Annotated in this window: 31 protein-coding genes and 1 riboswitch; of the genes, 23 read left to right on the forward strand and 8 right to left on the reverse strand. The window is 43.9% G+C overall.

All coding sequences use genetic code 11. The annotated features are described in order from the left end of the window. Window positions 1-17 precede the first annotated feature (17 nt). The 11 genes from paaB to paaX all read left to right on the forward strand — a co-directional run bounded on the left by paaB (window position 18) and on the right by paaX (window position 9,070). Complete coding sequence (gene paaB / locus MHI53_RS05405; protein WP_061143220.1) at window positions 18-377, forward strand: 1,2-phenylacetyl-CoA epoxidase subunit PaaB; 360 nt, start codon at window positions 18-20, stop codon at window positions 375-377. Beyond that, complete coding sequence (gene paaC / locus MHI53_RS05410; protein ID WP_340372950.1) at window positions 367-1,167, forward strand: 1,2-phenylacetyl-CoA epoxidase subunit PaaC; 801 nt, start codon at window positions 367-369, stop codon at window positions 1,165-1,167. Before paaB ends, paaC begins: the two co-directional genes overlap by 11 nt. Window positions 1,168-1,194: 27 nt before the next feature. Continuing rightward, complete coding sequence (paaD, locus tag MHI53_RS05415) at window positions 1,195-1,692, forward strand: 1,2-phenylacetyl-CoA epoxidase subunit PaaD (protein WP_340372951.1); 498 nt, start codon at window positions 1,195-1,197, stop codon at window positions 1,690-1,692. A gap of 19 nt (window positions 1,693-1,711) precedes the next feature. Continuing rightward, window positions 1,712-2,017: an EthD family reductase gene (locus tag MHI53_RS05420; protein ID WP_061143217.1), complete on the forward strand. Its 306-nt coding sequence runs from the start codon at window positions 1,712-1,714 to the stop codon at window positions 2,015-2,017. After that, the gene (locus tag MHI53_RS05425) at window positions 2,014-2,790 is read left to right on the forward strand and encodes an enoyl-CoA hydratase-related protein (protein WP_340372952.1); all 777 of its coding nucleotides are present in this window, start codon (window positions 2,014-2,016) and stop codon (window positions 2,788-2,790) included. The genes MHI53_RS05420 and MHI53_RS05425 overlap by 4 nt, the downstream gene beginning before the upstream one ends. Window positions 2,791-2,800: 10 nt before the next feature. Further along, window positions 2,801-3,574 (forward strand): enoyl-CoA hydratase-related protein, encoded by a 774-nt coding sequence (locus MHI53_RS05430; RefSeq protein ID WP_340372953.1) that lies wholly within the window; start codon window positions 2,801-2,803, stop codon window positions 3,572-3,574. 22 nt (window positions 3,575-3,596) lie between these two features. Beyond that, complete coding sequence (locus MHI53_RS05435) at window positions 3,597-5,114, forward strand: aldehyde dehydrogenase family protein (RefSeq protein ID WP_340372954.1); 1,518 nt, start codon at window positions 3,597-3,599, stop codon at window positions 5,112-5,114. Window positions 5,115-5,229: 115 nt separating this feature from the next. Further along, window positions 5,230-6,102 (forward strand): 3-hydroxyacyl-CoA dehydrogenase, encoded by an 873-nt coding sequence (locus MHI53_RS05440; protein ID WP_061143213.1) that lies wholly within the window; start codon window positions 5,230-5,232, stop codon window positions 6,100-6,102. After that, window positions 6,099-7,307 carry an acetyl-CoA C-acyltransferase gene (locus MHI53_RS05445; protein WP_340372955.1) on the forward strand — a complete coding sequence of 403 codons (1,209 nt, stop codon included), beginning with the start codon at window positions 6,099-6,101 and terminating at the stop codon, window positions 7,305-7,307. The genes MHI53_RS05440 and MHI53_RS05445 overlap by 4 nt, the downstream gene beginning before the upstream one ends. A 22-nt stretch (window positions 7,308-7,329) precedes the next feature. Further along, window positions 7,330-8,106, forward strand: coding sequence for an enoyl-CoA hydratase-related protein (locus tag MHI53_RS05450; protein ID WP_340372956.1), 777 nt, complete (start codon window positions 7,330-7,332; stop codon window positions 8,104-8,106). Window positions 8,107-8,188: 82 nt separating this feature from the next. Next, window positions 8,189-9,070, forward strand: coding sequence for a phenylacetic acid degradation operon negative regulatory protein PaaX (gene paaX / locus MHI53_RS05455; RefSeq protein ID WP_100534195.1), 882 nt, complete (start codon window positions 8,189-8,191; stop codon window positions 9,068-9,070). An 89-nt stretch (window positions 9,071-9,159) separates the two neighbouring features. On the opposite strand, the gene MHI53_RS05460 is transcribed toward paaX, so the two are convergent. Continuing rightward, complete coding sequence (locus MHI53_RS05460) at window positions 9,160-9,672, reverse strand: gamma carbonic anhydrase family protein (protein WP_340372957.1); 513 nt, start codon at window positions 9,670-9,672, stop codon at window positions 9,160-9,162. Window positions 9,673-9,751: 79 nt separating this feature from the next. On the opposite strand from MHI53_RS05460, the gene MHI53_RS05465 reads away from it, so the two are divergent. From MHI53_RS05465 to MHI53_RS05475, 3 genes are all read left to right on the forward strand, one after another. Further along, window positions 9,752-10,717 carry a DUF561 domain-containing protein gene (locus MHI53_RS05465; RefSeq protein WP_340372958.1) on the forward strand — a complete coding sequence of 322 codons (966 nt, stop codon included), beginning with the start codon at window positions 9,752-9,754 and terminating at the stop codon, window positions 10,715-10,717. Between the two features lie 378 nt (window positions 10,718-11,095). Further along, window positions 11,096-11,707 (forward strand): DedA family protein, encoded by a 612-nt coding sequence (locus MHI53_RS05470; protein ID WP_061143207.1) that lies wholly within the window; start codon window positions 11,096-11,098, stop codon window positions 11,705-11,707. A 300-nt stretch (window positions 11,708-12,007) separates the two neighbouring features. Next, complete coding sequence (locus MHI53_RS05475) at window positions 12,008-13,348, forward strand: IS1182 family transposase (protein WP_340372959.1); 1,341 nt, start codon at window positions 12,008-12,010, stop codon at window positions 13,346-13,348. A gap of 149 nt (window positions 13,349-13,497) precedes the next feature. Here the strand turns inward: MHI53_RS05475 and MHI53_RS05480 are convergent, their stop codons facing one another. Further along, window positions 13,498-13,668: a YjcZ family sporulation protein gene (locus MHI53_RS05480; RefSeq protein WP_340372960.1), complete on the reverse strand. Its 171-nt coding sequence runs from the start codon at window positions 13,666-13,668 to the stop codon at window positions 13,498-13,500. A gap of 204 nt (window positions 13,669-13,872) precedes the next feature. On the opposite strand from MHI53_RS05480, the gene MHI53_RS05485 reads away from it, so the two are divergent. The 5 genes from MHI53_RS05485 (at window position 13,873) to MHI53_RS05505 (ending at window position 18,257) form a co-directional block, all read left to right on the forward strand. Next, on the forward strand, window positions 13,873-14,628 hold the full coding sequence (locus tag MHI53_RS05485; RefSeq protein ID WP_260320227.1) for a metallophosphoesterase family protein: 756 nt from the start codon (window positions 13,873-13,875) through the stop codon (window positions 14,626-14,628). A gap of 98 nt (window positions 14,629-14,726) precedes the next feature. Beyond that, window positions 14,727-14,858, forward strand: coding sequence for a hypothetical protein (locus tag MHI53_RS05490; protein ID WP_260320226.1), 132 nt, complete (start codon window positions 14,727-14,729; stop codon window positions 14,856-14,858). A 136-nt stretch (window positions 14,859-14,994) separates the two neighbouring features. Continuing rightward, window positions 14,995-15,924: a cation diffusion facilitator family transporter gene (locus MHI53_RS05495; protein WP_061142995.1), complete on the forward strand. Its 930-nt coding sequence runs from the start codon at window positions 14,995-14,997 to the stop codon at window positions 15,922-15,924. 223 nt (window positions 15,925-16,147) lie between these two features. Next, on the forward strand, window positions 16,148-16,837 hold the full coding sequence (locus MHI53_RS05500) for a response regulator transcription factor (RefSeq protein ID WP_061142994.1): 690 nt from the start codon (window positions 16,148-16,150) through the stop codon (window positions 16,835-16,837). Beyond that, window positions 16,827-18,257: a HAMP domain-containing sensor histidine kinase gene (locus tag MHI53_RS05505; protein WP_340373648.1), complete on the forward strand. Its 1,431-nt coding sequence runs from the start codon at window positions 16,827-16,829 to the stop codon at window positions 18,255-18,257. The genes MHI53_RS05500 and MHI53_RS05505 overlap by 11 nt, the downstream gene beginning before the upstream one ends. A gap of 50 nt (window positions 18,258-18,307) precedes the next feature. On the opposite strand, the gene spx is transcribed toward MHI53_RS05505, so the two are convergent. Further along, window positions 18,308-18,703: a transcriptional regulator Spx gene (gene spx / locus MHI53_RS05510; protein ID WP_057912582.1), complete on the reverse strand. Its 396-nt coding sequence runs from the start codon at window positions 18,701-18,703 to the stop codon at window positions 18,308-18,310. 268 nt (window positions 18,704-18,971) lie between these two features. Here spx and modB point away from each other — a divergent pair, with 268 nt between their 5' ends. From modB to MHI53_RS05525, 3 genes are all read left to right on the forward strand, one after another. Further along, complete coding sequence (modB, locus tag MHI53_RS05515) at window positions 18,972-19,625, forward strand: molybdate ABC transporter permease subunit (protein ID WP_340372961.1); 654 nt, start codon at window positions 18,972-18,974, stop codon at window positions 19,623-19,625. A 153-nt stretch (window positions 19,626-19,778) separates the two neighbouring features. After that, a complete protein-coding gene (locus tag MHI53_RS05520) occupies window positions 19,779-20,270 on the forward strand; it encodes a hypothetical protein (protein ID WP_061142991.1) in 492 nt (163 codons plus the stop codon). Between the two features lie 198 nt (window positions 20,271-20,468). After that, window positions 20,469-20,666 carry a cold-shock protein gene (locus MHI53_RS05525; RefSeq protein ID WP_028393295.1) on the forward strand — a complete coding sequence of 66 codons (198 nt, stop codon included), beginning with the start codon at window positions 20,469-20,471 and terminating at the stop codon, window positions 20,664-20,666. Here the strand turns inward: MHI53_RS05525 and MHI53_RS05530 are convergent. The 4 genes from MHI53_RS05530 to MHI53_RS05545 all read right to left on the reverse strand — a co-directional run bounded on the left by MHI53_RS05530 (window position 20,650) and on the right by MHI53_RS05545 (window position 24,815). Then, the gene (locus MHI53_RS05530) at window positions 20,650-20,898 is read right to left on the reverse strand and encodes a hypothetical protein (protein WP_061142990.1); all 249 of its coding nucleotides are present in this window, start codon (window positions 20,896-20,898) and stop codon (window positions 20,650-20,652) included. The genes MHI53_RS05525 and MHI53_RS05530 overlap by 17 nt on opposite strands. A 110-nt stretch (window positions 20,899-21,008) precedes the next feature. Then, window positions 21,009-21,437, reverse strand: a complete 429-nt coding sequence (locus tag MHI53_RS05535; RefSeq protein ID WP_185113102.1) for a flavodoxin domain-containing protein — start codon at window positions 21,435-21,437, stop codon at window positions 21,009-21,011. Further along, window positions 21,418-22,470: a ribonucleotide-diphosphate reductase subunit beta gene (locus MHI53_RS05540; RefSeq protein ID WP_061142989.1), complete on the reverse strand. Its 1,053-nt coding sequence runs from the start codon at window positions 22,468-22,470 to the stop codon at window positions 21,418-21,420. Before MHI53_RS05540 ends, MHI53_RS05535 begins: the two co-directional genes overlap by 20 nt. A gap of 47 nt (window positions 22,471-22,517) precedes the next feature. After that, a complete protein-coding gene (locus MHI53_RS05545) occupies window positions 22,518-24,815 on the reverse strand; it encodes a ribonucleoside-diphosphate reductase subunit alpha (protein WP_340372962.1) in 2,298 nt (765 codons plus the stop codon). Between the two features lie 134 nt (window positions 24,816-24,949). Next, window positions 24,950-25,130: riboswitch (cobalamin riboswitch) on the reverse strand. A 294-nt stretch (window positions 25,131-25,424) separates the two neighbouring features. Between MHI53_RS05545 and MHI53_RS05550 the strand changes: the two genes are divergently transcribed. Beyond that, on the forward strand, window positions 25,425-26,354 hold the full coding sequence (locus MHI53_RS05550; protein WP_061142988.1) for a manganese-dependent inorganic pyrophosphatase: 930 nt from the start codon (window positions 25,425-25,427) through the stop codon (window positions 26,352-26,354). Between the two features lie 88 nt (window positions 26,355-26,442). Here the strand turns inward: MHI53_RS05550 and MHI53_RS05555 are convergent, their stop codons facing one another. After that, window positions 26,443-26,589 (reverse strand): hypothetical protein, encoded by a 147-nt coding sequence (locus MHI53_RS05555; protein ID WP_155645510.1) that lies wholly within the window; start codon window positions 26,587-26,589, stop codon window positions 26,443-26,445. Window positions 26,590-26,637: the final 48 nt, after the last annotated feature.

The following is a 26,637-nucleotide window of genomic DNA, read 5'->3' on the forward strand; positions in this document are numbered from 1 at the left end:
GGAGGGGGAAGGAAGGTATGGAACCAAGACAAGCAACTTACTTTGAAGAATTTGAAGTATTTAGCCGTAAAACGAAATCCTCGCCCGTTCAATATCAGTTTAGCCTGCTGGCCCCGAATGAGGATATCGCCATCATGATGGCACAGGAGAATTTCATGAGACGAGAAGCAGTTGATGATATCTGGGTCGTCAAAAGACAGGATATACGGAAAATGACGGCCGATGAGAAGAAAACGCTTCAGCGTATGGACAACAAAGATTACAGGACCACAAAAGGATATGGGTACCTGAAGAAAAAATGGCGGAAGTATGAGCAGGAAATGCTCGATGAAAAAGAAATAATGTCTTGGGCGGGAGGTGTGAAAGATGGAGAATGAATCATTGAAGAACATGGCAATCAAGGAATTGCTGCTTCACTTGGCCGATGATGATTTTATCCATGCATATCGTGGTTCTGAATGGCTGGGGCTCGCTCCCCATATCGAGGAAGATGTGGCATCCTCCTCGATAGCCCAAGATACGATGGGGCATGCCGCGATATTTTATCAATTATTGGAAGAAATCGGGGAGGGAACGGCAGATCGGCTCGCCCACGACCGTCCCGCCAATGAACGGCGCAATGCCATCATTCTCGAAGCTGCCAATGGTCCCGGACATTATATGAAAGACCCTGATTATGATTGGGCCTTTGCAGTGGTACGGAATTATTTTTACACTCAGGCTAAAGCGATCAAGATTCAATCTCTGCAATCAAGCTCTTATGAACCGCTTGCTGAAGTCGCGCAAAAGGTACAGATGGAACTTTACTATCATTTGATGCACTGGAAATTGTGGTTCGTCCAATTGCTTGGTTCGGATCACGAGGAAGCGGTTTCGAAAATGAAAGCAGCGATTGAGAAAACCTTACCGAATTTCGCCGGCGTGTTTTCACTTGGACAATATGGCGAAGAAATGGTGGAGCAAGGCTTGATAGAGGGCGAAGCGACCTTACGGAAGAAATGGATCGAGGCCATCACCCCGGTTTTTGAAAGTGTAGGCTTAGTTACCACATTTGAAATGGGCATGGCCAAAGGTGATGGGCGAAACGGCGTGCACACGGAGGATTTGGAAACGGCGCTCGAAACGTTAAGCGAAGTGTATGCGTCCGATAAAGCTGCTTCATGGTGAACCATTAGAGAAAAGGGGAGGGATATCATGTCGACCGTACTGATAAACTCAGATGAAATATATAAGCTTCTGGAAGACGTTAAAGATCCCGAAATCGATACAGTAAGCATTCTGGATTTGGGAATGGTTGAAGAAGTGACGGTTTCGGGCCCGGACGTATCGGTGAAAATGCTGCCGACCTTTCTGGGATGCCCGGCATTGCCAATCATTCAGAAAAATGTGGAGACGGCTGTAAAACAGCTTCCAACGGTAAGGAATGTAAGCGTTACATTTTTGCGCTGCCCTTCCTGGACGTCCGATCGTATTACGGAAAAAGGGAAAGCAGGATTGAAGGTTTTCGGGATCTCCCCCCCTCCCAGACAAATGAAAAAAGATGGATCATGGCATATAGATTGTCCGTATTGTGAATCAAAATATGTCACGATGGAGAATATATTCGGCCCGACAGCCTGCCGCAGCATCTTATATTGCAAAGCATGTAAAAACCCGTTCGAAGCAATGAAACCGATGATAAAAATGATCTAATAAATGGAGGTTTTCTAACATGATAAAGCTAATTGCCCTATATAAACAACCTGAAAACAAGGAAGAATTCGATGAGCACTATTTCAATGTCCACGGTCCGTTAACAGAAAAAATCCCTGGTCTTCAAAAAATGGAGGTCACTAAAATAATCGGGACTCCAATGGGCAAAGACTCTGAATATCACATTCTATGTGAAATGTATTATGAAAACCATGATGCCCTCCAAAAAGGAATGAGTTCCCCAGAAGGAAAAGCATCGGGGAAAGACTTAATGGGCTTTGCAGGGAAGTTAGTGACGATGATGATTGGCGAAGAAATGAAATGAATGCGCTCCAGTTCATTGAAACGTCGATCGAGGACGGCATTGGATTCATCTTTCTAAACAGGCCGAAGCAATTGAATGCCCTTAATAGGAAGATGATCAGTGAAATCGTTTCGACGATGGAAGCATTCGACATCGATTCCCAAGTGAAGGTGATTTTGCTGTCTGGAAATGGAAAAGCATTTTCTGCCGGGGCAGATATTGACGAGATGGTGAATGACAGCCCAATCACTTTGGAGTTAACGAATCAATTTGCCGATTGGGATCGAATCAATCTAATCAGGAAGCCAATAATCGGGGCTGTGAAAAGCTTTGTATTCGGTGGTGGCTTCGAGCTTGCTTTAGCCTGTGATTTCCTGATTGCTGCCAGCGACACCCAATTTTCCTTTCCGGAAGTCACGTTGGGAGTCATGCCTGGTGCAGGAGGAACGCAGAGGCTGACGAAATTGGTGGGCAAAACGAAGGCGCTTGAATGGATATTGACAGCCGAGAGGATCCATGCAAAGTCAGCCCTGCATTATGGTTTCATCAATAAGATCGTCGCTCCTGAATTGTTAATGGAAGTAGCGGTTGATTTTGCTCAAAAGATTGCGAAGCAACCTCCGTTGGCGGTAAGGCTGATTAAAGAATCCGTCAATAAAGCCGTTGACCATTCCTTATATGAGGGGATGCAGTTTGAACGGAAGAACTTCTATCTTCTTTTTGCATCAGGGGACCAAAAAGAAGGAATGAGTGCGTTTGTTGAAAAAAGAAAGCCTAAATTCACAGGCGGATAAGGAGTGCTCTATGTACGAAACGATCACATATAGGGTTGAAAATGGAGTCGCTTGGCTTACTTTGAACCGTCCTGATAAACTTAATGCCTTTACTTCCCAAATGAATGGGGAAATAAAGAAAGCGATCAAAGCATCTGCGGAATCTGACGTTGTACGTGCCATTATCATCACCGGGGAAGGCAGGGCCTTTTGCTCGGGACAGGATTTATTGGAAGTGGATGAAAGCAAGCATTTAGGTCAAGTGCTCCGTGAGGACTACGGCCCGATGATGCAGCAAATTTCTCGTTGCGAAAAACCTATCATTGCGGCAGTAAACGGTGTGGCGGCAGGGGCCGGCTTCAGCCTGGCACTTGCATGCGATTTTCGGCTAATTTCCGAAAATGCCAGTTTTATAAATGCTTTTGTCAATATCGGTTTGATACCTGATTCAGGCAACCTGTACTACCTCACGCGAATCGTTGGCCATGCGAAGGCCTTGGAACTATCCTTATTGGGAGAAAAGGTCACTGCCTCCGAGGCAAAAGCCATCGGACTCGCAACGAAAGTGATCGGTGTGGATGAATGGAACGAGCAATTGAGGGCCTTTGCAGGGAATATCGCAGCCAAGCCGACGAAAGCAATCGGCTTGATCAAAAGATACTTAGAGGCAACCTATCACCTTTCATTGGATGAATACTTAACCGAAGAAGCGGAAGGCCAGCGAATCGCCGGTTTGACGCAGGACTTTGCTGAAGGCGTGGCAGCGTTCACCGAAAAAAGGAAAGCTCAGTTCATAGGAAAGTAATATAAAAAGGGAGAGGGATTACATGGTTAAAGTTCAAGAGGCGGCATTTGAAAAAGCGGAAACGAAACGTGATTATTACCACCTGATCATTAATGGGGAAAGAGTGGAAAGCTCTAACGGATCGACTTTGGATGCATGCAATCCTGCAACTGGCGAAATCATCGCCAAGGTGGCAAAAGCCACTAAGGAAGATGCGGAAAAGGCGGTTCAAGCTGCACGTGAAGCTTTTGATAAAGGTAAATGGAAGAAAACCCCGATTAATAAACGTTCCCGTGTATTGAATAAAATTGCGGCAATCATGCGTTCCCGCTTCAATGAATTGGTTGAGCTGGAAGTGTTGAACAGCGGAAAATCCATATCGGCAGCGCAGGGCCAAGTCATGCAGGCGATAGAGGATTTCGAATTTTATGCAGGTGCTTTAGTTGCGCACCGCGGATCTGTCAATAACGTACCTGGCCAATTCCATAACTATACCGAGAAAGAGCCAGTGGGAGTTTGCGCCCAAATCATTCCTTGGAATTATCCAATGATGATGGCAGCTTGGAAAATTGCCCCTGCAATTGCAGTTGGCTGCTCGGTGATCGTCAAGCCGGCCTCCTTAACGCCGCTGACTGCCATCGTCTTAGGGGAAATCTGTTTGGAAGCGGGTGTGCCGTCCGGGGTGGTCAATATCATCCCTGGTCCTGGAGCGGACGTAGGGAATTACCTAGTCGAGCATCCTAACGTGAATAAGGTCGCCTTCACTGGTTCTACGCCAATCGGCAGGGACCTCATGGGTAAAGCTTCCCAAACATTAAAGAGGGTAACATTGGAGCTTGGCGGAAAATCTCCTAATATCGTTTTTGAAGATGCCGACCTTGAAGCAGCTATCGATGGCTCCCTATATGGCATTTTCTACAATACCGGACAATCTTGCGAAGCTAGATCGCGTCTATATGTGCATGAAGACATTTATGAAGAATTCGTTGCCAAGTTCGTAGAAAAAACGAAGAAATTGAAATTGGGCAATCCGCTCGATAAAGAAACGCATGTCGGGGCCATCATAGATCAGGGGCAATTGGATGTCATCAATAATTATGTTCAATCGGCCATATCGGATGGTGCGGATATCCTAACCGGCGGAAAGCCTGCGGTCATTGAAGGCTTTGAAGGAGGCTACTGGTTTGAGCCGACGGTCATTGCCAATGTCAATCATGATATGAATGTAGTGAAAGAGGAAATATTCGGTCCCGTGGTCGTCATTATGAAATTCAAAGATGAAAAAGAAGCCATCAGGCTCGCGAATGATACAGAGTTTGGACTAGGTTCAGCGCTTTGGACAAAGGATGGCGGACGTGCGACCCGAGTGGCCAATCAAATCGAAGCGGGAATCGTCATGGTGAACTGCCCATTCTCCGCTTTTCCTGGAACCCCTTTCGGAGGGTATAAACAATCAGGATTCGGACGTGAGCTGTGTATTGAAACACTCGATCTTTATACAGAAACGAAAAGCATCATTTCCTATCATGGAAGCCGTCCCTTGAATCCTTTCGGCATTTAATCGAACATAAATAGATGGCTGGCAAAACGATTGTCGGATAAGTAATTCATGTATGGATGAATGCTGATCTGATTCGTTGTAGCCGGCCCTCTTTAAGTAAAAGGAGGAATGGTTGATGATTAAAAATCTAGTGATCGTCGGGTCCGGGGTCATGGGCAGGGGAATAGCCTACGTAGGGGCAACTGGAGGATTCGATGTAATATTGGTGGATGTGAGTCAAACGGCATTGGAAAGCGCAAAAAATGAAATTGATTCCATTTTTGAGAAGGGTGTCCGTTATCAAAAAATCAGCAAGGAGGAAGCGGCTTCCGCAAAAAATAGATTTTCATATTCTTCCAATTTGAAAGAAGCGGCAGCAGCTGCCGATCTAATCATAGAGGCCGTTCCGGAAAAACCGGAAATTAAGAAAGCCGTTTTTGAAACGCTTGAAGAGTATGCAAACGAAGCCTGTTACTTTGCAACGAATACTTCCACCATGAGCCCGACTGAAATTGGATCTTATGGTAAACGCCCCGAAAAAACGATTGCCATGCATTTTTTTAATCCTGTTCAAAAGATGCCGCTCGTGGAAATTGTGCGCGGACTTGAAACAAGTGATGAAACGGCAGCCGTAATTAAGGAAGTTGCCGGAAAAATGGGGAAAGAAACCGTGGTCATCAATGAATTCCCAGGGTTCGTGACGAGCAGGATCAGCTGCCTCGTAGGAAATGAAGCGTTTTATATGCTTCAAGAGGGTTTAGGGACACCTGAAGAAATTGATAAGGCCATTAAGTTAGGGCTGAATTACCCGATGGGGCCATTCGAGCTGGGGGATTTGGTTGGATTGGATGCCCGTTTAAATAACCTAAAGTATTTACATAGCAAGCTTGGGGAGAAGTACCGTCCGGCGCCGCTGCTTGAACAGTATGTTAAAGCAGGCAGGCTTGGCCGCAAGTCAGGCAGGGGCGTGTATGATTATACAAAAGATGGAGAGCTGGTGAGGAAATGAAGGATGTCGTGATTGTCGATGCTGTAAGAACACCAATCGGTAGATATAAAGGCGCTTTGAAGAGCGTTCGCCCGGATGACCTAGGTGCGGTTGTGATCAGGGCGCTGATGGAACGCAATCCGGTGCTTCCGCCAGAAAAAATCGATGATGTCATCTTCGGCAATGCAAATCAAGCAGGGGAGGACAATCGCAATGTGGCGAGAATGTCCGCGTTATTGGCCGGTCTTCCCGTAACTGTGGCCGGAACGACCATTAATCGATTGTGCGGATCTGGATTGGATGCCGTCATGTATGCTGCACGGTCAATAGCTGCAGGAGAAGGAGAGATTTATATCGCAGGCGGCACCGAAAGCATGACAAGGGCACCATTCGTCATGGCCAAACCTGAAAGTGAATTTCCCCGGGGAGCAATGGAGCTCCAGGATACGACGATCGGCTGGCGCTTCACGAATGAAAAGCTTGAAGAGATGTATGGTGTGGATTCCATGCCCCAAACAGCGGAAAATGTCGCACGGCGTTTTTCCGTTTCGCGGGAAGAACAAGATCGATTCGCACTTCAGAGCCAGCAACGAGCGAAAAATGCAGTGGAAAATGAACGGTTTTTCAATGAAATCGTACCGGTCAGATATACGGATCGTAAGGGGAATGAGGTCATTTTCATTAAAGATGAACATCCCCGTCCTGAAACGACCATCGAAAAGCTGGAAAAACTTAAACCGATTTTTAAGGGCGGAACTGTAACGGCCGGTAATGCCTCTGGTGTGAACGATGGAGCTTCAGCCTTGCTGTTAATGAGTGGTGAAAAAGCGCGCGAACTTGGATTGCAGCCTTTGGCCAAATATGTGGCAGGTGCGGTAGCTGGATTGGAACCGTCAGTCATGGGACTTGGTCCCATTCTTGCGACCGAAAAGGCATTGAAGCGGGCGAAAATCGCGATTGAAGACATTGGCTTAATTGAATTGAACGAGGCATTCGCCTCCCAATCGGTCGAGTGTATCCGCCAATTGAAGCTGGATCAGGAGAAAGTGAATGTCAATGGCGGGGCGATTGCGTTTGGTCACCCACTCGGGGCAAGCGGTGCGCGTATTTTAACAACGCTTGTTCACGAAATGAAAAAGCGAAATGTACGTTACGGCCTTGCCACGATGTGTGTCGGTGTTGGGCAAGGGATTTCGGCGATCATTGAAAAAATGGAAGAGGATTGATTTATAAAAGGGGAGAGAATATATGTCTACTGTCATTTATGAAGTGAACAATCAAATCGGGTATATAACGGTGGATCGACCTGAGGTCTTGAATTGCTTTGACTACGAGACACTTTCTGAACTGAAGGAAGTCATTGATGCGGTTCATCTGGACGGTGATATCCGTGTGGTCATTTTCACGGGGGCAGGGGAAAAAGCATTCAGTGCAGGCGCAGATTTAAAAGAAAGAAAGAGTTTGAATGATTCGGAGGTAAGAAGGAATGTTAAAATGATCCGCGATGTTTTTGCCAGCATTGCCGAGTTGCCGCAGCCAACCATTGCGGCCGTCAATGGATATGCGCTGGGGGGCGGCTTCGAATGGTTGCTATCATGCGATTTTGCCATTGCGGCAGAAGGCGTTTCCTTAGGTCTTACGGAGACTAGCTGGGCAATCATTCCGGGGGCAGGCGGTACACAGCGATTGCCTAGATTGATTGGTGAAATGAAGGCGAAGGAATTAATCTTCACTGCTAAAAAACTGACCGCAGAAGAAGCTTTACAATTAGGAATCCTTTTGAAGGTCGTGCCAAGGGAACAGCTTCGCTCAGCCTGTGAAGGGTTGGCGGCAGCAATCATGAAAAATGGGCCGATTGCAGTCACTCAAGCCAAATATGCAATTACCCAGGGAATGAATACGGATTTGCAAACGGGAATGGCGATAGAAGGAAAAGCCTATGAGCTGACCATTCCGACTCAGGACAGATTGGAAGCACTCCAAGCATTCAGCGAAAGGAGAAAAACGCAATTTACCGGGAAATGATGTTGCGGTTTCTGTTTAAGGGGATATAATAATAATTATGTGGACCGTGTGAAAATGGTAACAATAGAATGAGGTGAGGGATATAGGAACGAATACGCAATCCATGATTTTTACGATATATGGCGATTATATCCGGAACTATGGAAGTAAAATTTGGATAGGCAGTTTAATTCGTCTATTAAAGGAATTCGGCCATAATGAGCAGGGCGTGCGTGTAGCCGTTTCACGGATGGTCAAGCAAGGGTGGATCCAATCCGAAAAGCAAGGGAATAAAAGTTATTACTTTCTGACTGAGCGCGGTGTACAGCGAATGGATGAAGCTGCCAATCGCATTTACAAGATGAAACCAAATGAATGGGATGGTAAATGGCGCATCTTGATGTACACGATTCCTGAAGATAAACGGCAATTGCGGGATGATCTGCGTAAAGAATTATTATGGAGTGGATTTGGCAGTTTTTCCAATGGGTGTTGGATTTCCCCTAATGATCTCGAGAAAGAAATCGATCTTTTGATTGCGAAATATGAAATTGATGAATATGTTGATTTTTTCATTTCCGAATACAAGGGACCAAAGGAAAATCATTCACTGGTCGAGAAGAGCTGGCAGCTGGAGGAGATCGAGAATAAATATGAACAATTCATCGAGAAATACAGTAAACAATTCATCGTTCACCAAAGCATCATAAGCAGGGGCGAAATGTCTGATGCGGATTGCTTTGTGGAAAGGACGAATCTGGTGCATGAATACCGTAAGTTTTTATTCATCGATCCAGGCCTCCCAAATGAACTGCTGCCCTCAAAATGGAACGGGAACCATGCTGCTCTTTTATTCAGCCAGTATTATCAAGTGTTGGCTGAACCGGCAAGCCGCTTCTTCGAGAGCGTATTCCAGGAGAATAATGATTTATGGCGGAAAGATGAGGCCTATGATGCTAAGGATCATCCGCTGATCATTAAGTGAATAAGAGCTTCAGCCAGTCGCTATCGATTACTGGCCGAGGCTTTTTTTCATGAAAATGATCACCAGAAAGGGAGGGCCCAATTTTACGATCAATCGAGTAAAGCTTTAAATTCCTTTCCTTTTTGAACATATGTATCTATTGAAAGCTGGATCAATTCAAGGTCCTTCTCATTCAATCTGCGAACCACTTTCCCAGGTGAACCGATTACGAGTGAATGCGGAGGGATGATTTTGCCTGCTGCAATCAATGTATTCGCGCCGACAATGCATTCTTCGCCTATTTCTACATGATCCAATATCGTTGACCCCATTCCTATAATGGAGCGTTTACCTATTTTACAGCCATGCAGGATTACGTTATGACCAACCGTTACTTCGTCTTCGATGACAACCGGACAGCCTTCGAATAAATGAATGGTGGAGTTGTCTTGAATGCTGCACTTTTCCCCTATGGTGATGGAATCCTCGTCACCGCGCAGGACGGAGTTGAACCAGATGGTCGATTCTTTCCCAATGGAAATATCACCAATTAAATAGGCGCCAGGGGCAATGAAAACGGTTTCATCAATGAGGGGCTTCTTCTTATTATATGGAATGATCATAGTAGCGCTCCTTTTGAAAAGTCAGAATTGTTTTTCTAATGATTATAGTATAACATTAAATGGACAGGGAGGGGTAATGGTGAAATATATTTGTGAGCTTTTTTCAATTAAATATCCCATCATTCAAGGCGGCATGGGGAATATAAGCAATGCAACTCTAACGGCTGCAGTATCCAACGCAGGGGGACTTGGGACGATCGGCTGCGGTACGATGACCCCGGGCCAGGTGGAGGCCATCATACTTGAAACGAAGGATAAAACGAATAACAATTTTGCGTTGAACATTCCGATAAACGTTAGTCCATATACAGATGAGCTAATCAATCTTGTATTCAAGCATGATATACCTGTCGTTTCGTTGTCAGCAGGAAATCCGGCCCCTTACATTCCGTCCTTGCAACAAAAGAAGAGTAAAGTGATCGCGATCGTGGCATCGGTCAAGCACGCCCAAAAAGCAGAGGCTGCCGGGGCTGATGTGTTGGTTGCCGAGGGGGTCGAGGCTGCCGGTATCAATTCCAACCTGGAATTGACGACCTTTACCCTCATTCCGCAAATTAGCAAGCAGGTGAAACTGCCGGTATTGGCAGCTGGAGGAATAGGCAATGGTCAGGGATTGGCAGCGGCTTTGATGCTGGGAGCCTCGGGAGTTCAGTTGGGAACCAGGCTAATCGCCACGAAGGAAGCTCCTTTCCATCCATCCTACAAACAGAAATTGATTGAATCGATGGGAAATGATACGTGCATATTAGGCAGGTCGGTTGGCCAGGTGAGAAGAGTATTGAAGGCCCCGTATGCGGACAAAATCCTGGACTTGGAAAAACGAGGTCTGTCTGCCATGACTTATCGTGATATGACATCTGAAGTGCATCATATAAATGGTGCAATGCGTGGGGATGTTAACGAAGGGTTCATGAATGGTGGCCAGGTGGCCGGATTGATTGAGGATATTCCCACGGTCCAGGAATTGCTTGATGGGATGATGACGGATGCGAAAAAGCATATCGAGCTGGGATTAGCGGCGTTTTCCACCCCCTTCATGATTTAACACTTGAAGCACAACCCCGGCTTAACAGAAAAAAGCTTGGGGTGGATCCATGTGGATTTTTCAAAAAAAGCCAGGAACTTGTAGGAGATGCTGTCTGTATTTTGCAGGCGGCATTTCTTTGTTTAAACGATCCGGTCATCTATCTTTCTTCTTTGCGTTTCACATCTTTTTACAAAATAATAATTCAATGAAGGAAAGCTTCACACGTCAATGCAATAGGACTTCATAAGAAACATGGTAACCCATCAGTAGATTATGAAAAATTGTGATTGAACTTGTGATACAATGGAAAATGTCCTTTTTGAAATCAAGGGCTTCGCCAATTCAATCCAGGCGGAGCCTTATTATATGTAATAAGGCGGAAATGGGGAAATCTCAATGGAAACTATAATAATGGATATGATTGAAGCGTTTAAATCTTTATCTTATTTCGGTGTGATGCTGGCTTTGACCTTTGAATTCATTCCTGCTGAAATAGTATTGCCGCTGGCAGGTTACTGGGTTTATCAAGGTGATATGAATTTATACTTGACCATTCTCGCCGGTTCGATTGGTGGGGTAACGGGACCGCTGACGCTTTATGCTTTGGGAAAATATGGCGGGAGACCGCTCGTGCTGAAGTTTGGGAAATACTTTTTGATTAAAGAAGAGCAGTTGAATAAGGCGGACCGATTCTTTGAAAGGTATGGCGGGGGAATTGCCTTTTTTGGACGATTTGTACCGGGAATCCGTACAGCCGTATCGCTTCCATGCGGAATGCTGAAAATGAATGTTTGGAAGTTCATTTTATTCACCTATTTGGCGATGCTCCCTGTTACAAGCGTTTATGTTTATTTAGGATATAAGTTAGGTCCTAGATGGGAACAGGCGGGATCCATCTTTTCCCAATATGCGAATTTCCTGCTTATCCCGATTGCACTTATCGTCATTTGGTTCATTATGAAGGCTCAAAAACAAAAGCAAAGACAAAAATTGAAAGTCCATCAATAACAAAGAAGGCGCCATGAACTGGCGCCTTCAGACTGTAGACAAACTCGATGAAGATCGAGTTTGTCTATTTTTATGGCCTGTACAATTTAGACGTTGATTTCCACTCCAGGCACTCGCTTTCCGCGGGCGGTCGGGGAGCCTCCTCGGCTTTGCCTGCGGGGTCTCCCCTAGACGCGCTTTTCCCGCAGGAGTCTCGTACCTTCCGTTCCAATCAACTTTGTCTTACCTTTTAGATAGAACACTTTTGACTGGAGTCATTTTTGTTTTAAAATTGAAGGATTAAAACTTGAGGTGATGAGGATGCTTTCTAAACATGATTCTATTCAGCGAGATCAACTTGAAATGATTACTTTAGATCAACTGGTGCCACCGAACCATTTGGTTCGTAAAATGGAGGCTGCCATTGACTTCACTTTCATTTATGACTTGGTGAAAGATATGTACTCAGAGGTAGGACGCCCAAGTATTGATCCAGTTATTTTAGTTAAACTGACTTTCATTCAATATACCTTCGGTATTCGTTCCATGCGTAAAACGATTGAAGAAGTTGAAACCAATATGGCTTACCGTTGGTTCTTAGGCTATGGTTTCCATGATAAAGTACCTCATTTCTCTACGTTCGGAAAAAATTATGAGCGACGCTTTAAAGATACAGACCTGTTTGAACAGATTTTCTGTCGCATTTTAATGACAGCTGCTAATAAAAAGGTAATAAGTGTAGAACACGTTTTCGTGGATTCCACACATGTGAAAGCCAGTGCGAATAAACGGAAATTTGAAAAGAAAATCGTTCGTAAAGAAACACGAGCGTATCAAGGACGTCTTCAAGAAGAAATCAATCAAGATCGTGAAAACCATGGAAAGAAGCCTTTTCCACCAGATAAATTTGATAAGGAAGAAACCAAAGCAATTAAAGAAAGTACTACGGATCCTGAGAGTGGCTACTATGTGAAAGATGAACGAACAAAACAGTTTGCCTATTCATTCCATGCGGCCGCAGACGGCAACGGTTTTGTATTGGGAACGATTGTAACACCTGGTAATACACATGACAGTCATATTTTGGAGCCACTTGTTGAGCAAGTGATTGAGAAAGTTGGAAAACCAGAAGCAGTTGCCGCAGATGCAGCTTATAAAACACCAGCGATTACAAGCTACCTATTTAACAAAGAAATCACACCTGCTTTACCCTATACACGTCCTCGTACAAAAGAAGGATTCTTTCGCAAACATGACTATGTTTACGATGAACACTTTGATTGTTACCTTTGCCCTTCGGGAGAAACTTTAAAGTACTCAACAACAAATAAAGAGGGCTATCGCGCATACAAATCGCCCAAACAAATTTGTGCAACATGCTCATTTTTATCACGGTGTACGGAAAGCAAAGACCATCAAAAAGTAGTGACACGGCATATCTGGCAAGCATATGTGGAAGAAGCAGATCATCTGCGTCATCATCAAGAGGTAAAACCTATATATGCGAAACGCAAAGAAACGATTGAGCGTGTATTCGCAGATGCAAAAGAAAAGCATGGTATGCGTTGGACTACTTTAAGGGGACAGGCGATGCTTACTTTCGCTGCCATGAATGTAAAGAAGATGGCCACTTGGACATGGCAAGGTCCTAAAATGGCTTAACATAGTGGCTCGAAGAGCCCAAATCTCGTAACCTTTGGTCAAAATTTCAAAGGAATTTCAAAAGGGGTTCGGAATTTTTTAATTCCGAACCCCTTTTGTCTACAAACTGAAGGCGCCATGAACTGGCGCCTTTTTCATTTATGTTTTTATTAGCAGAATCCGCCGTAACCGCCGCCACCATAGCCGCCGCCGCCGCCAAATCCCCAACTGCATCCAATGATGACTAATAAGATGAATAATACGATCAGTAAAGCGAAGCCGTTATCGAAACCGCCGTAGCCGCCACCGCCGCCACAACAATCGTTACCATTTCCACCCATTTAATTTCCTCCTCATACTTTTTATGAATTTCATACCTAGCAAAACATCTTTACCGGGAATACTTCATACTATGTATTCTAGGCCGAAGTGTTTGCTGATTCATTAAAAATGGGCGTTGGTGGATCAGGGGAAATAAGCCCTATTATTTCTATGATCCCGGTATAAATGTTATAATATACCATGCGAATGATGGAGGAAGGGAGATGAAGTTTGTTATGAAGGTTGCCCTTATAACGGATGTTCATGGAAATGCTTCAGCATTAAAAGCCGTACTCAATGAAATCGATCAAATGGATGAAATAGCCCATATCTATTGTTTAGGGGATATGGTCGGGATTGGTCCGGCGACAAATGAAGTTTTGGAACTTTTATTTTCCAGGAAGGATTTATCGATGCTGACCGGAAATCATGATGAAGCCGTATTGGCCATCATAAATGGGGAGCCGCATCCTGAAGGGCACATTCATGTCAGGGAGCATCATGAATGGATAGCGAAAAGAATGCATCCGGAATTCATCACCAAACTTGAAGAGTTGCCCCGCACCATTAAGCATACCATTTACGAACACTCCGTTTACTTCACTCATTACCACATTGAATCGAATAAATTGAATGAGCATATAAGCAAAAACCCATTTAGTAAAATCGTTGAACCGTCATTGGCGAATTTAGAAAGCCTATTTAATGACCACCATCACGAACTAATTGGCTTTGGACATCATCACCCAACCCATCATTTTAAAAACGATCGAACGATATTCCTCAATCCGGGATCTCTTGGCTGTACGGTTGAACCCATAGCCCCTTATGCGATTGTTACGATAGAAGAAACAGGAATTCAGGTGGATCTTGAGAAGGTTTCCTATGATAATTCATCGTTCCTGCTGTCGTATAAAAGCCTGCAAGTACCCGAGCATGATTTCATCATTCGTGCTTTCCATGGCGGGCAGAAGGTTTAATGCGTTTAACCATCATGGGATACGGGAAATTATCCAGCATAAAGGTACAGGCCTGGGGATACGATAATAGGCAAAACAATCAATGGTGGAGGTAGGTCATGAAAGAAAAAGAACGGGTGAAAAATCCAGAGCAAGAAGAGATGGAGCAGCATAGTCTTGTCTGTAATAATGAATTATTCAATAAAAATCTGTATGCCATTGTCGATGATGCGATGCAAGAAGAAAGGTAAGGGGGAAAAGCGCTGCAGGAAATGTCTGTAGCGTTTATTTTTAGTTTGTGAATGATTGAAGGAAAAGGAATCATTTGAAACCATTCTGAATTTATCCCATACTATATAATAATTTAAATCCGGGAGGAGGGATGGAATGGGACATCATCATGGGCACGCTCATGATCATGGGCATGGTCACCACCACCATCATTCAAATAATAAAAAAGTGTTGTTGGCATCTTTCATATTGATCTCCACATTTATGGTTGTCGAGGTTATAGGAGGATTCTTGACAAATAGTCTGGCGTTATTGTCGGATGCAGGGCACATGCTTAGCGATGCGGCAGCTTTAGGGCTTAGTTATACAGCGATAAGGCTGGGGGAGAGGAAGGCGACATCCTCCAAATCATATGGATATAAACGATTTGAAATCATCGCGGCTTGCTTGAATGGATTGACCCTGATCGTGATATCCATCTTCATTTTTGTGGAGGCAATCAAGAGGTTCGTGAATCCTCCCGAGGTGCAAAGCCTGGGAATGCTGATGATTTCAATCATTGGTTTACTGGTTAACGTCATTGCCGCATGGATTTTGATGAGCGGGGATAAGGAAGAGAATTTGAATGTACGGAGTGCCTTTTTACATGTGATCGGTGATATGCTTGGTTCTGTCGGTGCCATTGCTGCTGCACTCTTGATCTATTTCTTCGATTGGGGAATAGCAGATCCGATTGCAAGCGTCATAGTTGCGTTCCTAATTATCATAAGCGGTTATAGGGTAGTAAGGGATTCCTTCCATATCTTGATGGAGGGTACACCTGATCAAGTTGATGTGGAGGATGTAAAAACATCCTTGCTTGAATTGGGCAGTGTATCAAATGTCCATGATCTGCATATTTGGACGATTACCTCGGGTTTTTTGACCATGAGCTGCCATGTTGTCATCGATGGGAGCGGCAATCATGATGCAGTTTTAGCTGAAGCGCAAAAATTGCTTCACGATCAGTTTGGAATTGAACATAGCACGATTCAAGTGGAAAGGCAGGATGCGGGCTGTCCGAATCCACACGAGACATGCAATTAAAAAGGTGACTGGCTCTAACCTGAGCCAGTCTCTTAAAGGTGTCCATTACATAATGGGACAAGGAGCTATATTGGAAATTATAAAGTGAAACGCCTGATGATTTTGCCGCGAACATACTCCTGACACATTTAAAGGGTAGGATGGAGGGAAAAGCCCTGATGGTTGCAATCGTTACCATAGATGTATCGAATTAACTATAATGACAGGAAGGAGGAATCCATAAATGAAGAAGATCTTAATAATAGAAGATGAAATTTCCATTTCAATGGTGTTGAAAGCATATTTAGAGCGTGAAGGTTTTGAAGTCATCCAAGTGTACGACGGGCTGAAGGCGATTCCGGTTTTTGAGGAGACGGACCCAGATCTCGTTCTGTTGGATGTCATGCTGCCGGGAAAGGAGGGCTGGGATATATTGAAGGATATCCGTGAGGACGATGCATGCCCGGTTATCATGCTGACGGCACTGAACGATGTCGATTACCGATTATCCGGCTTTAAATCAGGTGCGGATGATTACATCTCCAAACCCTTTGTAGCGGAGGAAGTCGTTGCCCGGGTGCATGCCGTTTTAAGAAGATCAAGCATCCCGGCCGGGGATGCAGGTCATGTACATGAGTTCGGGAGCTTAATCATCGATGATCAGTCTTATTCGGTACAATTGAATCGGGAGGAGATAAGCTTGACGCCGCGCGATTTGTCGCTGCTCATTTTTTTCGCGAAGCATCCCAATCAAATCTTCACGAGAGAGCAGCTTCTCGATCAAGTGTGGGGCATGGATTATGATGGCAGTGACCGTGCCGTGGATCTCGCAATCAAACGAATTAGAAAGGCCATCGATGCATGGCCTGCAACTGAAGGGGAAATCAAAACATTGCGTGGATTGGGGTATCAATTGAGTGTCTATGAAAATTAAAAAAAGAACTACTTTACAACGCTATTGGACGAAAAGGTACGTAATGACCTTGATTTCAGGCTTAATATTATTGTCTGTCTTTTCATTATGGTGGATGGAAAAAACAGCATTGGAATATAGGCTAAGCCTTCTTAAGTATTTAGCTGATGAAACTTCCGACAGGGCGATAAAGGAAAATGGCCAGATTGTCGTCGGTCCGGTCCTTTCGGAGATTGTCGAGGAAAGGGAGAAAATCCTTCACTTGAACCAGCAGCCCATCATATATATCGTCGATCCTGATGGCAGCATCATTTATACGATGCCTCAATTGTACATTGATCCAGATGAAAATAAACTTCCGGACGTCATCATGAAAAATACGGAACTCATTCAGAAGGTCAAGATTTCCGATAATAAAGTATATGTCGTCAAATCCCCGATTACTTTTGAGGACAAGACGCGAGGCTGGGTGGTCATTGCCCAGGAAGAAGGAGCTTTAAAGGAAATCAACCAAGATCATGGCTTATTGGCGATCATGATTGGAGGCCTGTTGATTTTGGGGACAGGGGTCATTTATTTTCTTTCGCGGCAGATTTCCCGGCCCATCCAAGATGTAGCGAACGCAGCAGTTGAAGTTCGTGAAGGCAACTATGATATTCATTTCAAAGAGGAAGAGGAAATCAAGGAAGAAGAAATTTATGAACTGATAAAATCATTTAAGGAAATGACGAATCGATTGAAGGTCATGGAGAAGTTAAGGGCGGAATTGCTTGCAGGAGTGACCCATGATTTGAAAACTCCGGTCACTTCCATTAGCGGACTGATACAAGCGGTTAAAGATGATGTCGTAACGGGTGATCAGAGTAAGGAGTTCCTGGATATTTCCTTAAAGGAAACCCAAAGGCTTCAAGGCATGATAGAGGATTTGCTTAATTATAATGCCATCTCGGCAGGTGCATTCAAGATTCGTTTGCAAAAAGAAAATATCAATATATTCATTCAGGAGATTGCCTATCGCTGGCAGGTGACGCAGGATGATGAGCAATCGTTCGCGCTCGATGTAAAAGTTCCTGATGACCCCCTCTACGGTCAAATAGATTCTTTGCGAATGCAGCAAATCGTCATTAACCTTTTGAATAATGCCAGGCATGCACTTGATGGCAACGGGAAAATCACGATAGACCTTTATGAAAAAGATGATGGCCAAATCTGCATTGAGGTACAGGACAGCGGCCGAGGTATCCCTGAACATGAACAGCAGTATGTGTTCGAACCATTTTACCGAGGTGAAAACAAAAAACTGAAGGTGCGTGGTTTAGGCTTGGGATTGCCATTCAGTAAGATGCTCGCCAAAGCACAAAAAGGTGATCTTATACTGAAGGATAGCAATCAGCAAGGGACTACCTTTATGATCATCCTTGAGAAAACGGATCAAGTTTAACAAAAGGGTTGTCCAAATTACTGGACAACCCTCTTATTTAACAATGGATATTAAGCCAATTGGCTGATTGCCCGCCATAATTGTACATGACGGACCTTCCTTGGAAGGAAGCGGCCCATTTCTTCTTCGTTATACCCAGCGTGCAGGTTCTTATGGTCGAATATGATCGGGCGGCGAAGTAAATCCGGGTTATCTTGAATAAGCTTGCAAAGATCATTAAGTGGTGTATTATTTATATCGATATTCAGGCTTTTGAATTTTTTGGAGCGAGTCGATATGATTTCATCTGTACCGCCCTCCGTCTTACGTAATATCTCTTTTATTTCTTCTATAGATAGAGGTTGAGAATATAGGTTGCGTTCATTGTAGGAAATTTCGTTCTTCTTAAGCCAAGCTTTTGCTTTACGACAGGCTAGACTGCTTGGAGTAGTATAAATTGTTACCATTTAAAATCGACTCCTTCAAGTTTTCAAAGTTTTAAAGTTTCAAAGTTTATTGGTATGAAAAATATTTTTCTATTTGTGATACCCTTACTTTAACCGTCCTATGTGTCAGCAAGATGTCAAGAAAAATAAACTTAAAAGTTATTTCAAAAAGAAAGGGAGAAATTGAAATGAAAGCAGCCTTTGCAGATAAAGGTCCTTCGATGTCGACCATGACGTACAAGGACTTACATAAGCTGATGATCATTGATACCAAAGAAGGGATAGCGGCATGACAGAGGGCTTTTGGTCTCCTGTTCAGCTATCGATACAGGTGGCTGGGCTAGCAGGCATCATTGTTTTCATTGTTGGAATCATCCTAGCGCGAATCATGGCCAGAAAGAAATTCAAGGGAAAGGTCCTGTTGGAAACCTTATTTTTATTGCCGCTTGTCCTGCCGCCCTCTGTCGTTGGCTTTTTATTGATTGTGGTTTTTGGCAAAAATGGACTCCCGGGTAAAATCATTGAAACCATCTTTAATCAGCCCTTAATGTTCACGTGGTGTGCGGCAGTGATTGCATCTGCGGTGGTGGCTTTTCCACTTATGTACCAATCCGCAAAAACGGGCTTTGAAGATATAGATGAAGAAATTGAACATGCAGCAATGGTTGACGGGGCAGGGCAGCTGAGGTTGTTCCTGTTCGTATCGCTCCCCTTGGCGGCCAAATCCATCGTTACTGGAACGATATTGAGTTTTGCACGTGCATTGGGGGAATTCGGTGCGACATTAATGTTTGCCGGAAATATTCCCGGACAGACACAAACGATACCTACTGCTATATATATTGCCATGGATTCCGGGAATATGACGTTAGCCTGGCTATGGGTTGCCATCATCATTGCCATTTCTTTCATGATGCTTTTTGCCGTTACGTATATTAAATGAGACGGATTTTTTGCCTGCTTAAACGGAAGGCTTGAAAGAGGCGTACCCGGAATCAAAGTTTCCGCTTAGGCCTGCCTGGAGGGAGATTATTGTTTCTTATCAGTCTGTGTTATAATCGACAAACAAGATGAACTAATGAAATGAGGAAGAAATTTGTTAACATTTGAAGAAAAATTAAGCATTATCGAGACTTTCCCGGAGTTACAGCGAAAAGACGTTTCATTGGGGCGTGTGAACTTCCATTATCCAGAAAGCGTCCAGGAGAAAAAGATAGTCGTTCAGCACTTGCATCCCAATGGCAATGGTTTCGTTTATGCAGGACATATGAGAAAAAAAGACACGGACCGTAAAGGGTTCATCAATATACGTGACTATGAGGAAGCGGAATTAAAGGAATTGATCCGGAAAAGCATGGACTATCTATCTGAACCTGCGGTTGAAATCGAAGAGGAGGATAACGAGTTCGCTAGGTTGGAAGGCACATGGATTGGCAGGGAAAAACAAGAGCTTTCGCTAATCAGGGAAGATCAACTCTGGAACGTGTACTCCGGGTCGAATTTGGAGGAGTGTTTCGAGAGCCCGATCGAGGCAGAGCGCTATTTGCTTGACGAAGGCTTTCGTCAAAGCAGGAAGCGGGAAATGTAGAAATTTAGGATAATTTGTCGCTTGAATTACTGTGATAATCTTGTTTTTTTAGGATTTTCCATGATATAATATGGGTAATTATTTTTGTTCGGAATAAGTTTGATAGATGGATTTACCGTTATAGGATTCCTCTTGAAACATTATCCAGAACCAAAAATAGTAATAAAATGGATTTTTCCAAACACAGGAGGAACTATCATGGTACAAGGTAAAGTAAAATGGTTTAACGCAGAAAAAGGTTTCGGTTTCATCGAAGTTGAAGGCCAAGACGATGTATTCGTACATTTCTCAGCTATCCAAGGCGAAGGCTTCAAAACTCTTGAAGAAGGCCAAGAAGTTTCTTTCGAAATCGAGCAAGGCGCTCGTGGACCACAAGCAGCTAACGTTCAAAAATAATTGAACGCCTATAAAAAAAGACTCCGTTCTTATGGAGTCTTTTTATTTTTTCCTTCTTCATGTTCAAACCTTCTTTTTTCCTCGACATTTCCTTTAGAACTTTATCCAGTTTTTCCTCAATCCGTTTTGAACGATTAAAATGCCCGGATAGGTAAAATGCGATGAAAATAACGAATGCGACAAGTACCAGCATAAAAACGATGGGCAGTAACTGAGCAATAGTAGCGGCCATGATTTCTCCTTTTTTCCTTCATTATACATCATCCTTTTCCTTACCGTGGCAGAATTGTGCCAGGTTTAAACAAACGAAAGGGGATATACGGATCGCATATCCCCCTTCGTTCAATTTTGAAATAATGAGGTAAACTTTTGTAATCTGGACAAGTCTGAATCCTGATACATTTGTTCTATCTTCAAGGTGACCAATAACTGACTCTTGGCAAATAACATGTCCCGAAAATGATCGACCGCTCCACAAAAATGATTGTAGTTCGTTTCGCCAGTCCCAAAGACCCCTGTTTTTAGGGAAGCTATCGGAAGTTGCTCCAGTTGTTCATAAAAGGCAGCCGATTTAGCCGGAAGCTCTCCATTGCCCCAAGTATAGGTACCCACGATCAACGCATCGTAATTCGGCAAAGTGCGTAAATCGAATTCACTCATGCGATATAGTTCAGCTTCAGGCAATAGAGAACCGATGGCCTCGGCGAGCGCTTTCGTATTGCCGCCTGCAGAATGATAAACGATGGCAATCCTATAATTCATCGAACCCATTGCTGGCATTCACTTGACTGTATGTTCTTGATTTTTGTTCGAAGAAATCGGTTTTGGTCAGTCCGATCGATTCATCATCGAAGGTTTTGATCCATGGCATCGGGTTTTCGTCATACTCTTTATACAGATTGTCGAGGCCTAACATGCGCAGCCGTTTGTTGGCGATATATTCGATGTACTCATTGAATTCTTCCAAATCGAGGTCGGCTTTCGTTTGAATGTCCTCAAGCATGTATTCGGACCATTCCTTTTCAAGTTCGACGGCTTTTTCGATCGTTGTGTAGATGAATTTCGTGTTTTCTTCATTATTCAATTCAGGATATTCATACATCAGGATTTGAATGAGCATTCCGATGAAATCGAAATGAACCATCTCGTCACGATGGATGTACGAAATCATCGTAGCCGAACCGGTCATGACATTTTGCCGTCCTAAATTGTAATAAAATGCGAAGGCCAAGTAGAAATAAATCCCCTCGAGGTTTGTTGAATGAATCAAAGCCTCGAATAAGTGCTGTGGGCTTGGATCGTCCACGAAGGTTTGATAGGCATCCACAATCGGCTGATTTCGCTTTATCACTTCCGGATGTTCTTTAATGCGGTCGAAAAGCTGTTTTTGCTTGCCTACTGGGATCAAGGAAGCAAGGATATACGAATAAGATTCATTATGGATCGATTCCTGCTGAGCCATATTGGCAAGGATTGCCTTTGCTGCCGGGTCCTTGATGTATCGAAGGATTTCCACCAAGGTAGGTGTTTGCAGGCTATCCATCCCGGCAATCATCGTCAGGATATCAAGGAAGGCATCCTGGATATCTTCATCCAGTTCTCCCCACTGTTTTTTATCCTGAATCATGTTCACGCTAGATGGCTTCCAAAAGTTATTGATGAGCTGTGTATAGGTATCATAGAATTTTTCATACTGAATATCGTTCCAAAGGAGAAAGCCTGAAGCTTCTCCTTTGAATACGCCGGTCGCTTTAGTTGGATGCGTAGGTTCGAGCATCCGGATTTTTTTTAGATGATTGGTCATTCGAAAAAACTCCTTTAAGAATGGATTGCTTGGTCATGATCGTTTTATTAACTGGAACAGCTTTCACACGCATTGTCATATTCGGAAGAAGTCGAACGAACGTAATACGTTGATTTCAGTCCGCTTTCCCAAGCCGTTAAGTGAATATCCAATAAGACTTTCGCTTTGATCGTGTTGTGAACATATAGATTAAAGCTGATCGCCTGGTCAATATGCCTTTGGCGGGCTGCGTTTTGCCTGATGCTTTCCAGTTGATCCAAATTAAAGCGTGTCTTTTTATAATACTCATACGTATTTGGCGTCAAACCAGGTGCCGTTACCTTGAATTTGAAGTTTTTCTTTTCTTCATAAAATTCTATTTCATACAATGGATCGATTCCATCAGTGGAATTGCCGATTTTGGCAGTAGATGAATTAGGGGCAATGGCCATTAAGTAGCCATTACGAGTCCCATGCTCTTGTACGTTCGCTTTTAAATCGAGCCATTTCCGATCCGTATAGTCACGCAGCTCGAAGTATTCCCCTGTGTGCCAATCCGAACCTTCGAAATAAGGGTATGATCCTTTTTCCTTGGCCAACTCGTTGGATGCCTTGATTGTCAGGTAAGCGATCTTTTCGTATAAAGCATCGGCATAGTCTACGGCATCGTCGGATTCCCAATAAAAATTTTCTGTGGCAAGTAGATGATGCCAGCCAAACGTTCCTAAACCAATTGCCCGGTACCGTTTATTCGAAATCGAGGCCTGCTTGACCGGAAGATTATTCACATCAATGACATTATCGAGCATCCTGACTTGAATGGGGATCAATCTTTCCAAAACATCGCTGCCCACTGCACGAGGCAAGTTAATGGAAGATAGGTTGCAGACAACGAAATCGCCGCTTTTGCGAACTACAACGACATCGCCATCTTCTGTTTCGTATTCATCCGTGATCGTCGTTGGGCTAAGGTTTTGAGCAATTTCGGTGCAAAGGTTGGAGCAATAAATCATCCCTTTATGCTTATTCGGGTTCTTCCGGTTCACTTCATCGCGGTAGAACATATATGGAACGCCTTCTTCTAATTGAGAAATCATGATGCTTTTCATGATGTCCAACGCGTTGATTTTTTCAAAGCTGTAGCTTGGCAGCGTACCATTCTCTGCGGCTTCGACAGCAAGTGCATAATGGTTCCTGAAGCTACCTTCGCCTTTTTTCTCGTCATATAGATCTTCAAGTGAGAATCCAAGGGTTTGCTTGACGGTATGCGGGTCAAAAAGATACCATTCTTTCCTGTCGCGTACAGCCTCCATGAACAAGTCGGGAATGCATACACCCGTGAAAATATCATGTGCCTTTAATCTGTCATCTCCGTTCTGCGTCTTCAAATCGAGGAAGCTCATGATATCTTTATGCCAAGCATCCAAGTATATCGCAATCGCGCCTTTGCGTTGACCTAATTGATCGACACTGACGGCTGTCTGGTTAAATAGCCGGATCCAAGGAGTCGTACCCGAACTATTGCCGGAGAAACCACGGATATCGGAACCAAGTGAGCGAATCTTCCCGACATACAGGCCGACACCGCCGCCGAATTTAGACACCTTGGCAGCATCGTAGTTAGCTAGATAGATGCCGTCGATGGAATCTTCAATGGCGTCGATAAAGCAGGAGCTTAATTGTCCATGCGCTTTACCTGCGTTCGAAAGTGTAGGGGTGGCAACGGTCATATAAAGATTGGACATGGCCCAGTAGGCTTCTTTTATAAGTTGCAGGCGGTGCTCCGTTTTTTCCAAACGCATGATTTCCATCGCGATGATCATGAAGCGTTCTTGGGGGAGTTCGTACACTTTGTCTTTTTTGGGACGGGCAAGGTAGCGATCGTTTAGTAGGTAGATGCCTATGTAGGAAAATAGTTTATCCTTTTCAGGGTCGATCACTGAACCAAGTTCTTCGATTTCGGCTTTAGTATAAGATGATAGCAGCTCGGATTTATAAACTGGATATCGTTGGCCGTCTTGCAGCTGCGACAGGTCCTGGATAAGGTCATAGAATGGACCATAACTCAAACCTTGATAACCTCGATTGGCCTGTGCATCCCTGTACATCGTATTCAATAGCTCTTTAGCTGCAACGAATGTCCAATCCGGGGCATCGATATCCACGCTCTCAAGAGCAAGCTGAATCAGTTTCTTTGAAGCCTGTTCATCGGTTGAATCACTTTTGCGATCAAGCCATTTTGTAAAACGCTTTTTGAATTTCTCCATATCGAGACGGCCTTCAAATTCCTTCGACAGCATCTCAAGCTGAAGGGAATTCGTTTCAGTATCATTTTCGCTTATGGTAGAGTTATATGTTTGAGTCATTAAGAATCCTCCTTGTAAACTTCCGGTAATAAAAAAACCGCCCAACGAGTTGAGCGGATCAAACGACAGCATAAAGAGCCATGAATAAAATAGCCGTTATACGATCGTTTCATCATCTCAATCCCCGAAGAATAAGAACGTGAAAAATTCAAGGCAGGTCTCCTGACTCATGATCATCCTACTTTGAGTCCTTCCCGTATAGTGAGCCATACAGTGGTTCCTCATTTCGTCACATTCACAGTTGCGGGGACAGTTCCGGGTTTGCACCGGATTCCCTTTTCAGCCATCACTGGCACCTTGGATTGTAAAAAATTCTATATATAGTTATCAGTATTGTTTTAATAATCAATATCTAGTATTTCTGCTTATATTATCGTAAGCCATATGCGATGATAATTCAACTAATATATTTGAGAAAAACCAACCCTTATCTATTGACAAAGTGAAGGCAGGGGGAAGGCGAATGAAAGATTTTCTTGGGGAAGTGGCAATTCAAGCACTGAATTTAACGGATTTTGTGTTAAAATGAAGTGTAGCGTAAAGGTGGCATTCCCTTGGTGCGATATGGGGATTCACGGAAAAATATTTATGAAAAAGGGGATTTAAATCTTGGATAAAGTATTAGTTTTTGGACATAAAAACCCGGATACAGACACGATTTGTTCCGCAATCGCTTATGCGGATCTGAAAAAGCAATTAGGTATCAATGCTGAACCAGTTCGTCTGGGTGAAGTGAATGGCGAAACTCAATATGCGCTGGACCAATTCAAATTCGATGCTCCTCGTCTTGTCGAAAAAGTGGCAGGGGAGGCGGAGGCCGTGATCCTTGTCGATCATAATGAACGCCAGCAAAGTGCTGAGGATATTGACCAAGTCCGTGTGCTGGAGGTTATCGACCATCACCGCATCGCTAACTTTGAAACAAGCGATCCTTTATATTACCGTGCAGAACCGGTAGGCTGTACGGCAACTATTTTAAATAAAATTTATAAAGAAAATGGAATCGAAGTCCCGAAAGCGGTAGCAGGGCTAATGCTATCTGCCATCATTTCCGATTCTTTATTGTTCAAGTCCCCGACCTGCACTGAGCAAGACGTTGCAGCGGCCATGGAGCTGGCTGCCATTGCCGGAGTCAACGCTGAAACTTATGGATTGGAAATGCTGAAGGCAGGAGCTGATTTAAGCGACAAGACGATTGCCCAGCTGATCACTCTTGATGCAAAAGAATTCAGCATGGGAATGGCAAAAGTGGAAATAGCCCAAGTCAATGCTGTAGATCCGAATGAAGTCCTTGCTAAGCAAGCTGAATTGGAAGCGGCGATTGAAGCGGTTATCGGAGTGAAGGAATTGGATTTATTCCTATTCGTCGTTACGGATATCCTGACAAATGATTCTGTAGCCCTAGCTCTTGGAAGAGCAGCGAATGCAGTCGAAAAAGCCTATAACGTTACATTGAACAATAACATCGCCGTTTTGGAAGGCGTAGTCTCGCGCAAAAAACAAATCGTGCCTGTATTAACGGATGTATTCAGTAAATAAGTAAGTGAAAAAGGGTGCAGCAGCACCCTTTTTCCATACCCAAAAAAAGACGGAAACATTACGAATGATCATGTTTCCGTCTTTTTGCTTAATTCAAGGAATCCTTCTCCTTTTCATAGGCGATGACAATCAATTCTTTATTCGCTTCCTCGCCAAGCTTGCTTTCAAAGCTTTTCAACTCATCCAATAAATCTGGTGAAAGATTGGCAGCCGTATAATCCTGCTCGGGTGTCATGCTTTTCGCTCCCTTCCATATCGACATATTTCCTGTTATTTATTCTGT

The organism is Peribacillus sp. FSL E2-0218 (assembly GCF_037992945.1).
Classification (GTDB): Bacteria; Bacillota; Bacilli; order Bacillales; family DSM-1321; genus Peribacillus; species Peribacillus simplex_B.

What these genes read in the sequence shown, in the direction of transcription:
- MHI53_RS05500 (WP_061142994.1), top strand. Translation starts at nt 16,148, where the DNA reads ATGAAGAAGATCTTAATAATAGAAGATGAAATTTCCATTTCAATGGTG.
- paaC (WP_340372950.1), top strand. Translation starts at nt 367, where the DNA reads ATGGAGAATGAATCATTGAAGAACATGGCAATCAAGGAATTGCTGCTT.
- MHI53_RS05535 (WP_185113102.1), bottom strand. Translation starts at nt 21,437, where the DNA reads ATGGGTTCGATGAATTATAGGATTGCCATCGTTTATCATTCTGCAGGC.
- MHI53_RS05460 (WP_340372957.1), bottom strand. Translation starts at nt 9,672, where the DNA reads ATGATCATTCCATATAATAAGAAGAAGCCCCTCATTGATGAAACCGTT.
- MHI53_RS05525 (WP_028393295.1), top strand. Translation starts at nt 20,469, where the DNA reads ATGGTACAAGGTAAAGTAAAATGGTTTAACGCAGAAAAAGGTTTCGGT.
- MHI53_RS05545 (WP_340372962.1), bottom strand. Translation starts at nt 24,815, where the DNA reads ATGACTCAAACATATAACTCTACCATAAGCGAAAATGATACTGAAACG.
- MHI53_RS05530 (WP_061142990.1), bottom strand. Translation starts at nt 20,898, where the DNA reads ATGGCCGCTACTATTGCTCAGTTACTGCCCATCGTTTTTATGCTGGTA.
- spx (WP_057912582.1), bottom strand. Translation starts at nt 18,703, where the DNA reads ATGGTAACAATTTATACTACTCCAAGCAGTCTAGCCTGTCGTAAAGCA.
- MHI53_RS05475 (WP_340372959.1), top strand. Translation starts at nt 12,008, where the DNA reads ATGCTTTCTAAACATGATTCTATTCAGCGAGATCAACTTGAAATGATT.
- MHI53_RS05450 (WP_340372956.1), top strand. Translation starts at nt 7,330, where the DNA reads ATGTCTACTGTCATTTATGAAGTGAACAATCAAATCGGGTATATAACG.
- MHI53_RS05445 (WP_340372955.1), top strand. Translation starts at nt 6,099, where the DNA reads ATGAAGGATGTCGTGATTGTCGATGCTGTAAGAACACCAATCGGTAGA.
- MHI53_RS05555 (WP_155645510.1), bottom strand. Translation starts at nt 26,589, where the DNA reads ATGACACCCGAGCAGGATTATACGGCTGCCAATCTTTCACCAGATTTA.
- MHI53_RS05440 (WP_061143213.1), top strand. Translation starts at nt 5,230, where the DNA reads ATGATTAAAAATCTAGTGATCGTCGGGTCCGGGGTCATGGGCAGGGGA.
- MHI53_RS05540 (WP_061142989.1), bottom strand. Translation starts at nt 22,470, where the DNA reads ATGACCAATCATCTAAAAAAAATCCGGATGCTCGAACCTACGCATCCA.
- MHI53_RS05425 (WP_340372952.1), top strand. Translation starts at nt 2,014, where the DNA reads ATGAATGCGCTCCAGTTCATTGAAACGTCGATCGAGGACGGCATTGGA.
- MHI53_RS05480 (WP_340372960.1), bottom strand. Translation starts at nt 13,668, where the DNA reads ATGGGTGGAAATGGTAACGATTGTTGTGGCGGCGGTGGCGGCTACGGC.
- MHI53_RS05430 (WP_340372953.1), top strand. Translation starts at nt 2,801, where the DNA reads ATGTACGAAACGATCACATATAGGGTTGAAAATGGAGTCGCTTGGCTT.
- MHI53_RS05490 (WP_260320226.1), top strand. Translation starts at nt 14,727, where the DNA reads ATGAAAGAAAAAGAACGGGTGAAAAATCCAGAGCAAGAAGAGATGGAG.
- MHI53_RS05505 (WP_340373648.1), top strand. Translation starts at nt 16,827, where the DNA reads ATGAAAATTAAAAAAAGAACTACTTTACAACGCTATTGGACGAAAAGG.
- modB (WP_340372961.1), top strand. Translation starts at nt 18,972, where the DNA reads ATGACAGAGGGCTTTTGGTCTCCTGTTCAGCTATCGATACAGGTGGCT.
- MHI53_RS05420 (WP_061143217.1), top strand. Translation starts at nt 1,712, where the DNA reads ATGATAAAGCTAATTGCCCTATATAAACAACCTGAAAACAAGGAAGAA.
- MHI53_RS05485 (WP_260320227.1), top strand. Translation starts at nt 13,873, where the DNA reads ATGAAGTTTGTTATGAAGGTTGCCCTTATAACGGATGTTCATGGAAAT.
- MHI53_RS05435 (WP_340372954.1), top strand. Translation starts at nt 3,597, where the DNA reads ATGGTTAAAGTTCAAGAGGCGGCATTTGAAAAAGCGGAAACGAAACGT.
- MHI53_RS05495 (WP_061142995.1), top strand. Translation starts at nt 14,995, where the DNA reads ATGGGACATCATCATGGGCACGCTCATGATCATGGGCATGGTCACCAC.
- paaB (WP_061143220.1), top strand. Translation starts at nt 18, where the DNA reads ATGGAACCAAGACAAGCAACTTACTTTGAAGAATTTGAAGTATTTAGC.
- MHI53_RS05470 (WP_061143207.1), top strand. Translation starts at nt 11,096, where the DNA reads ATGGAAACTATAATAATGGATATGATTGAAGCGTTTAAATCTTTATCT.
- paaD (WP_340372951.1), top strand. Translation starts at nt 1,195, where the DNA reads ATGTCGACCGTACTGATAAACTCAGATGAAATATATAAGCTTCTGGAA.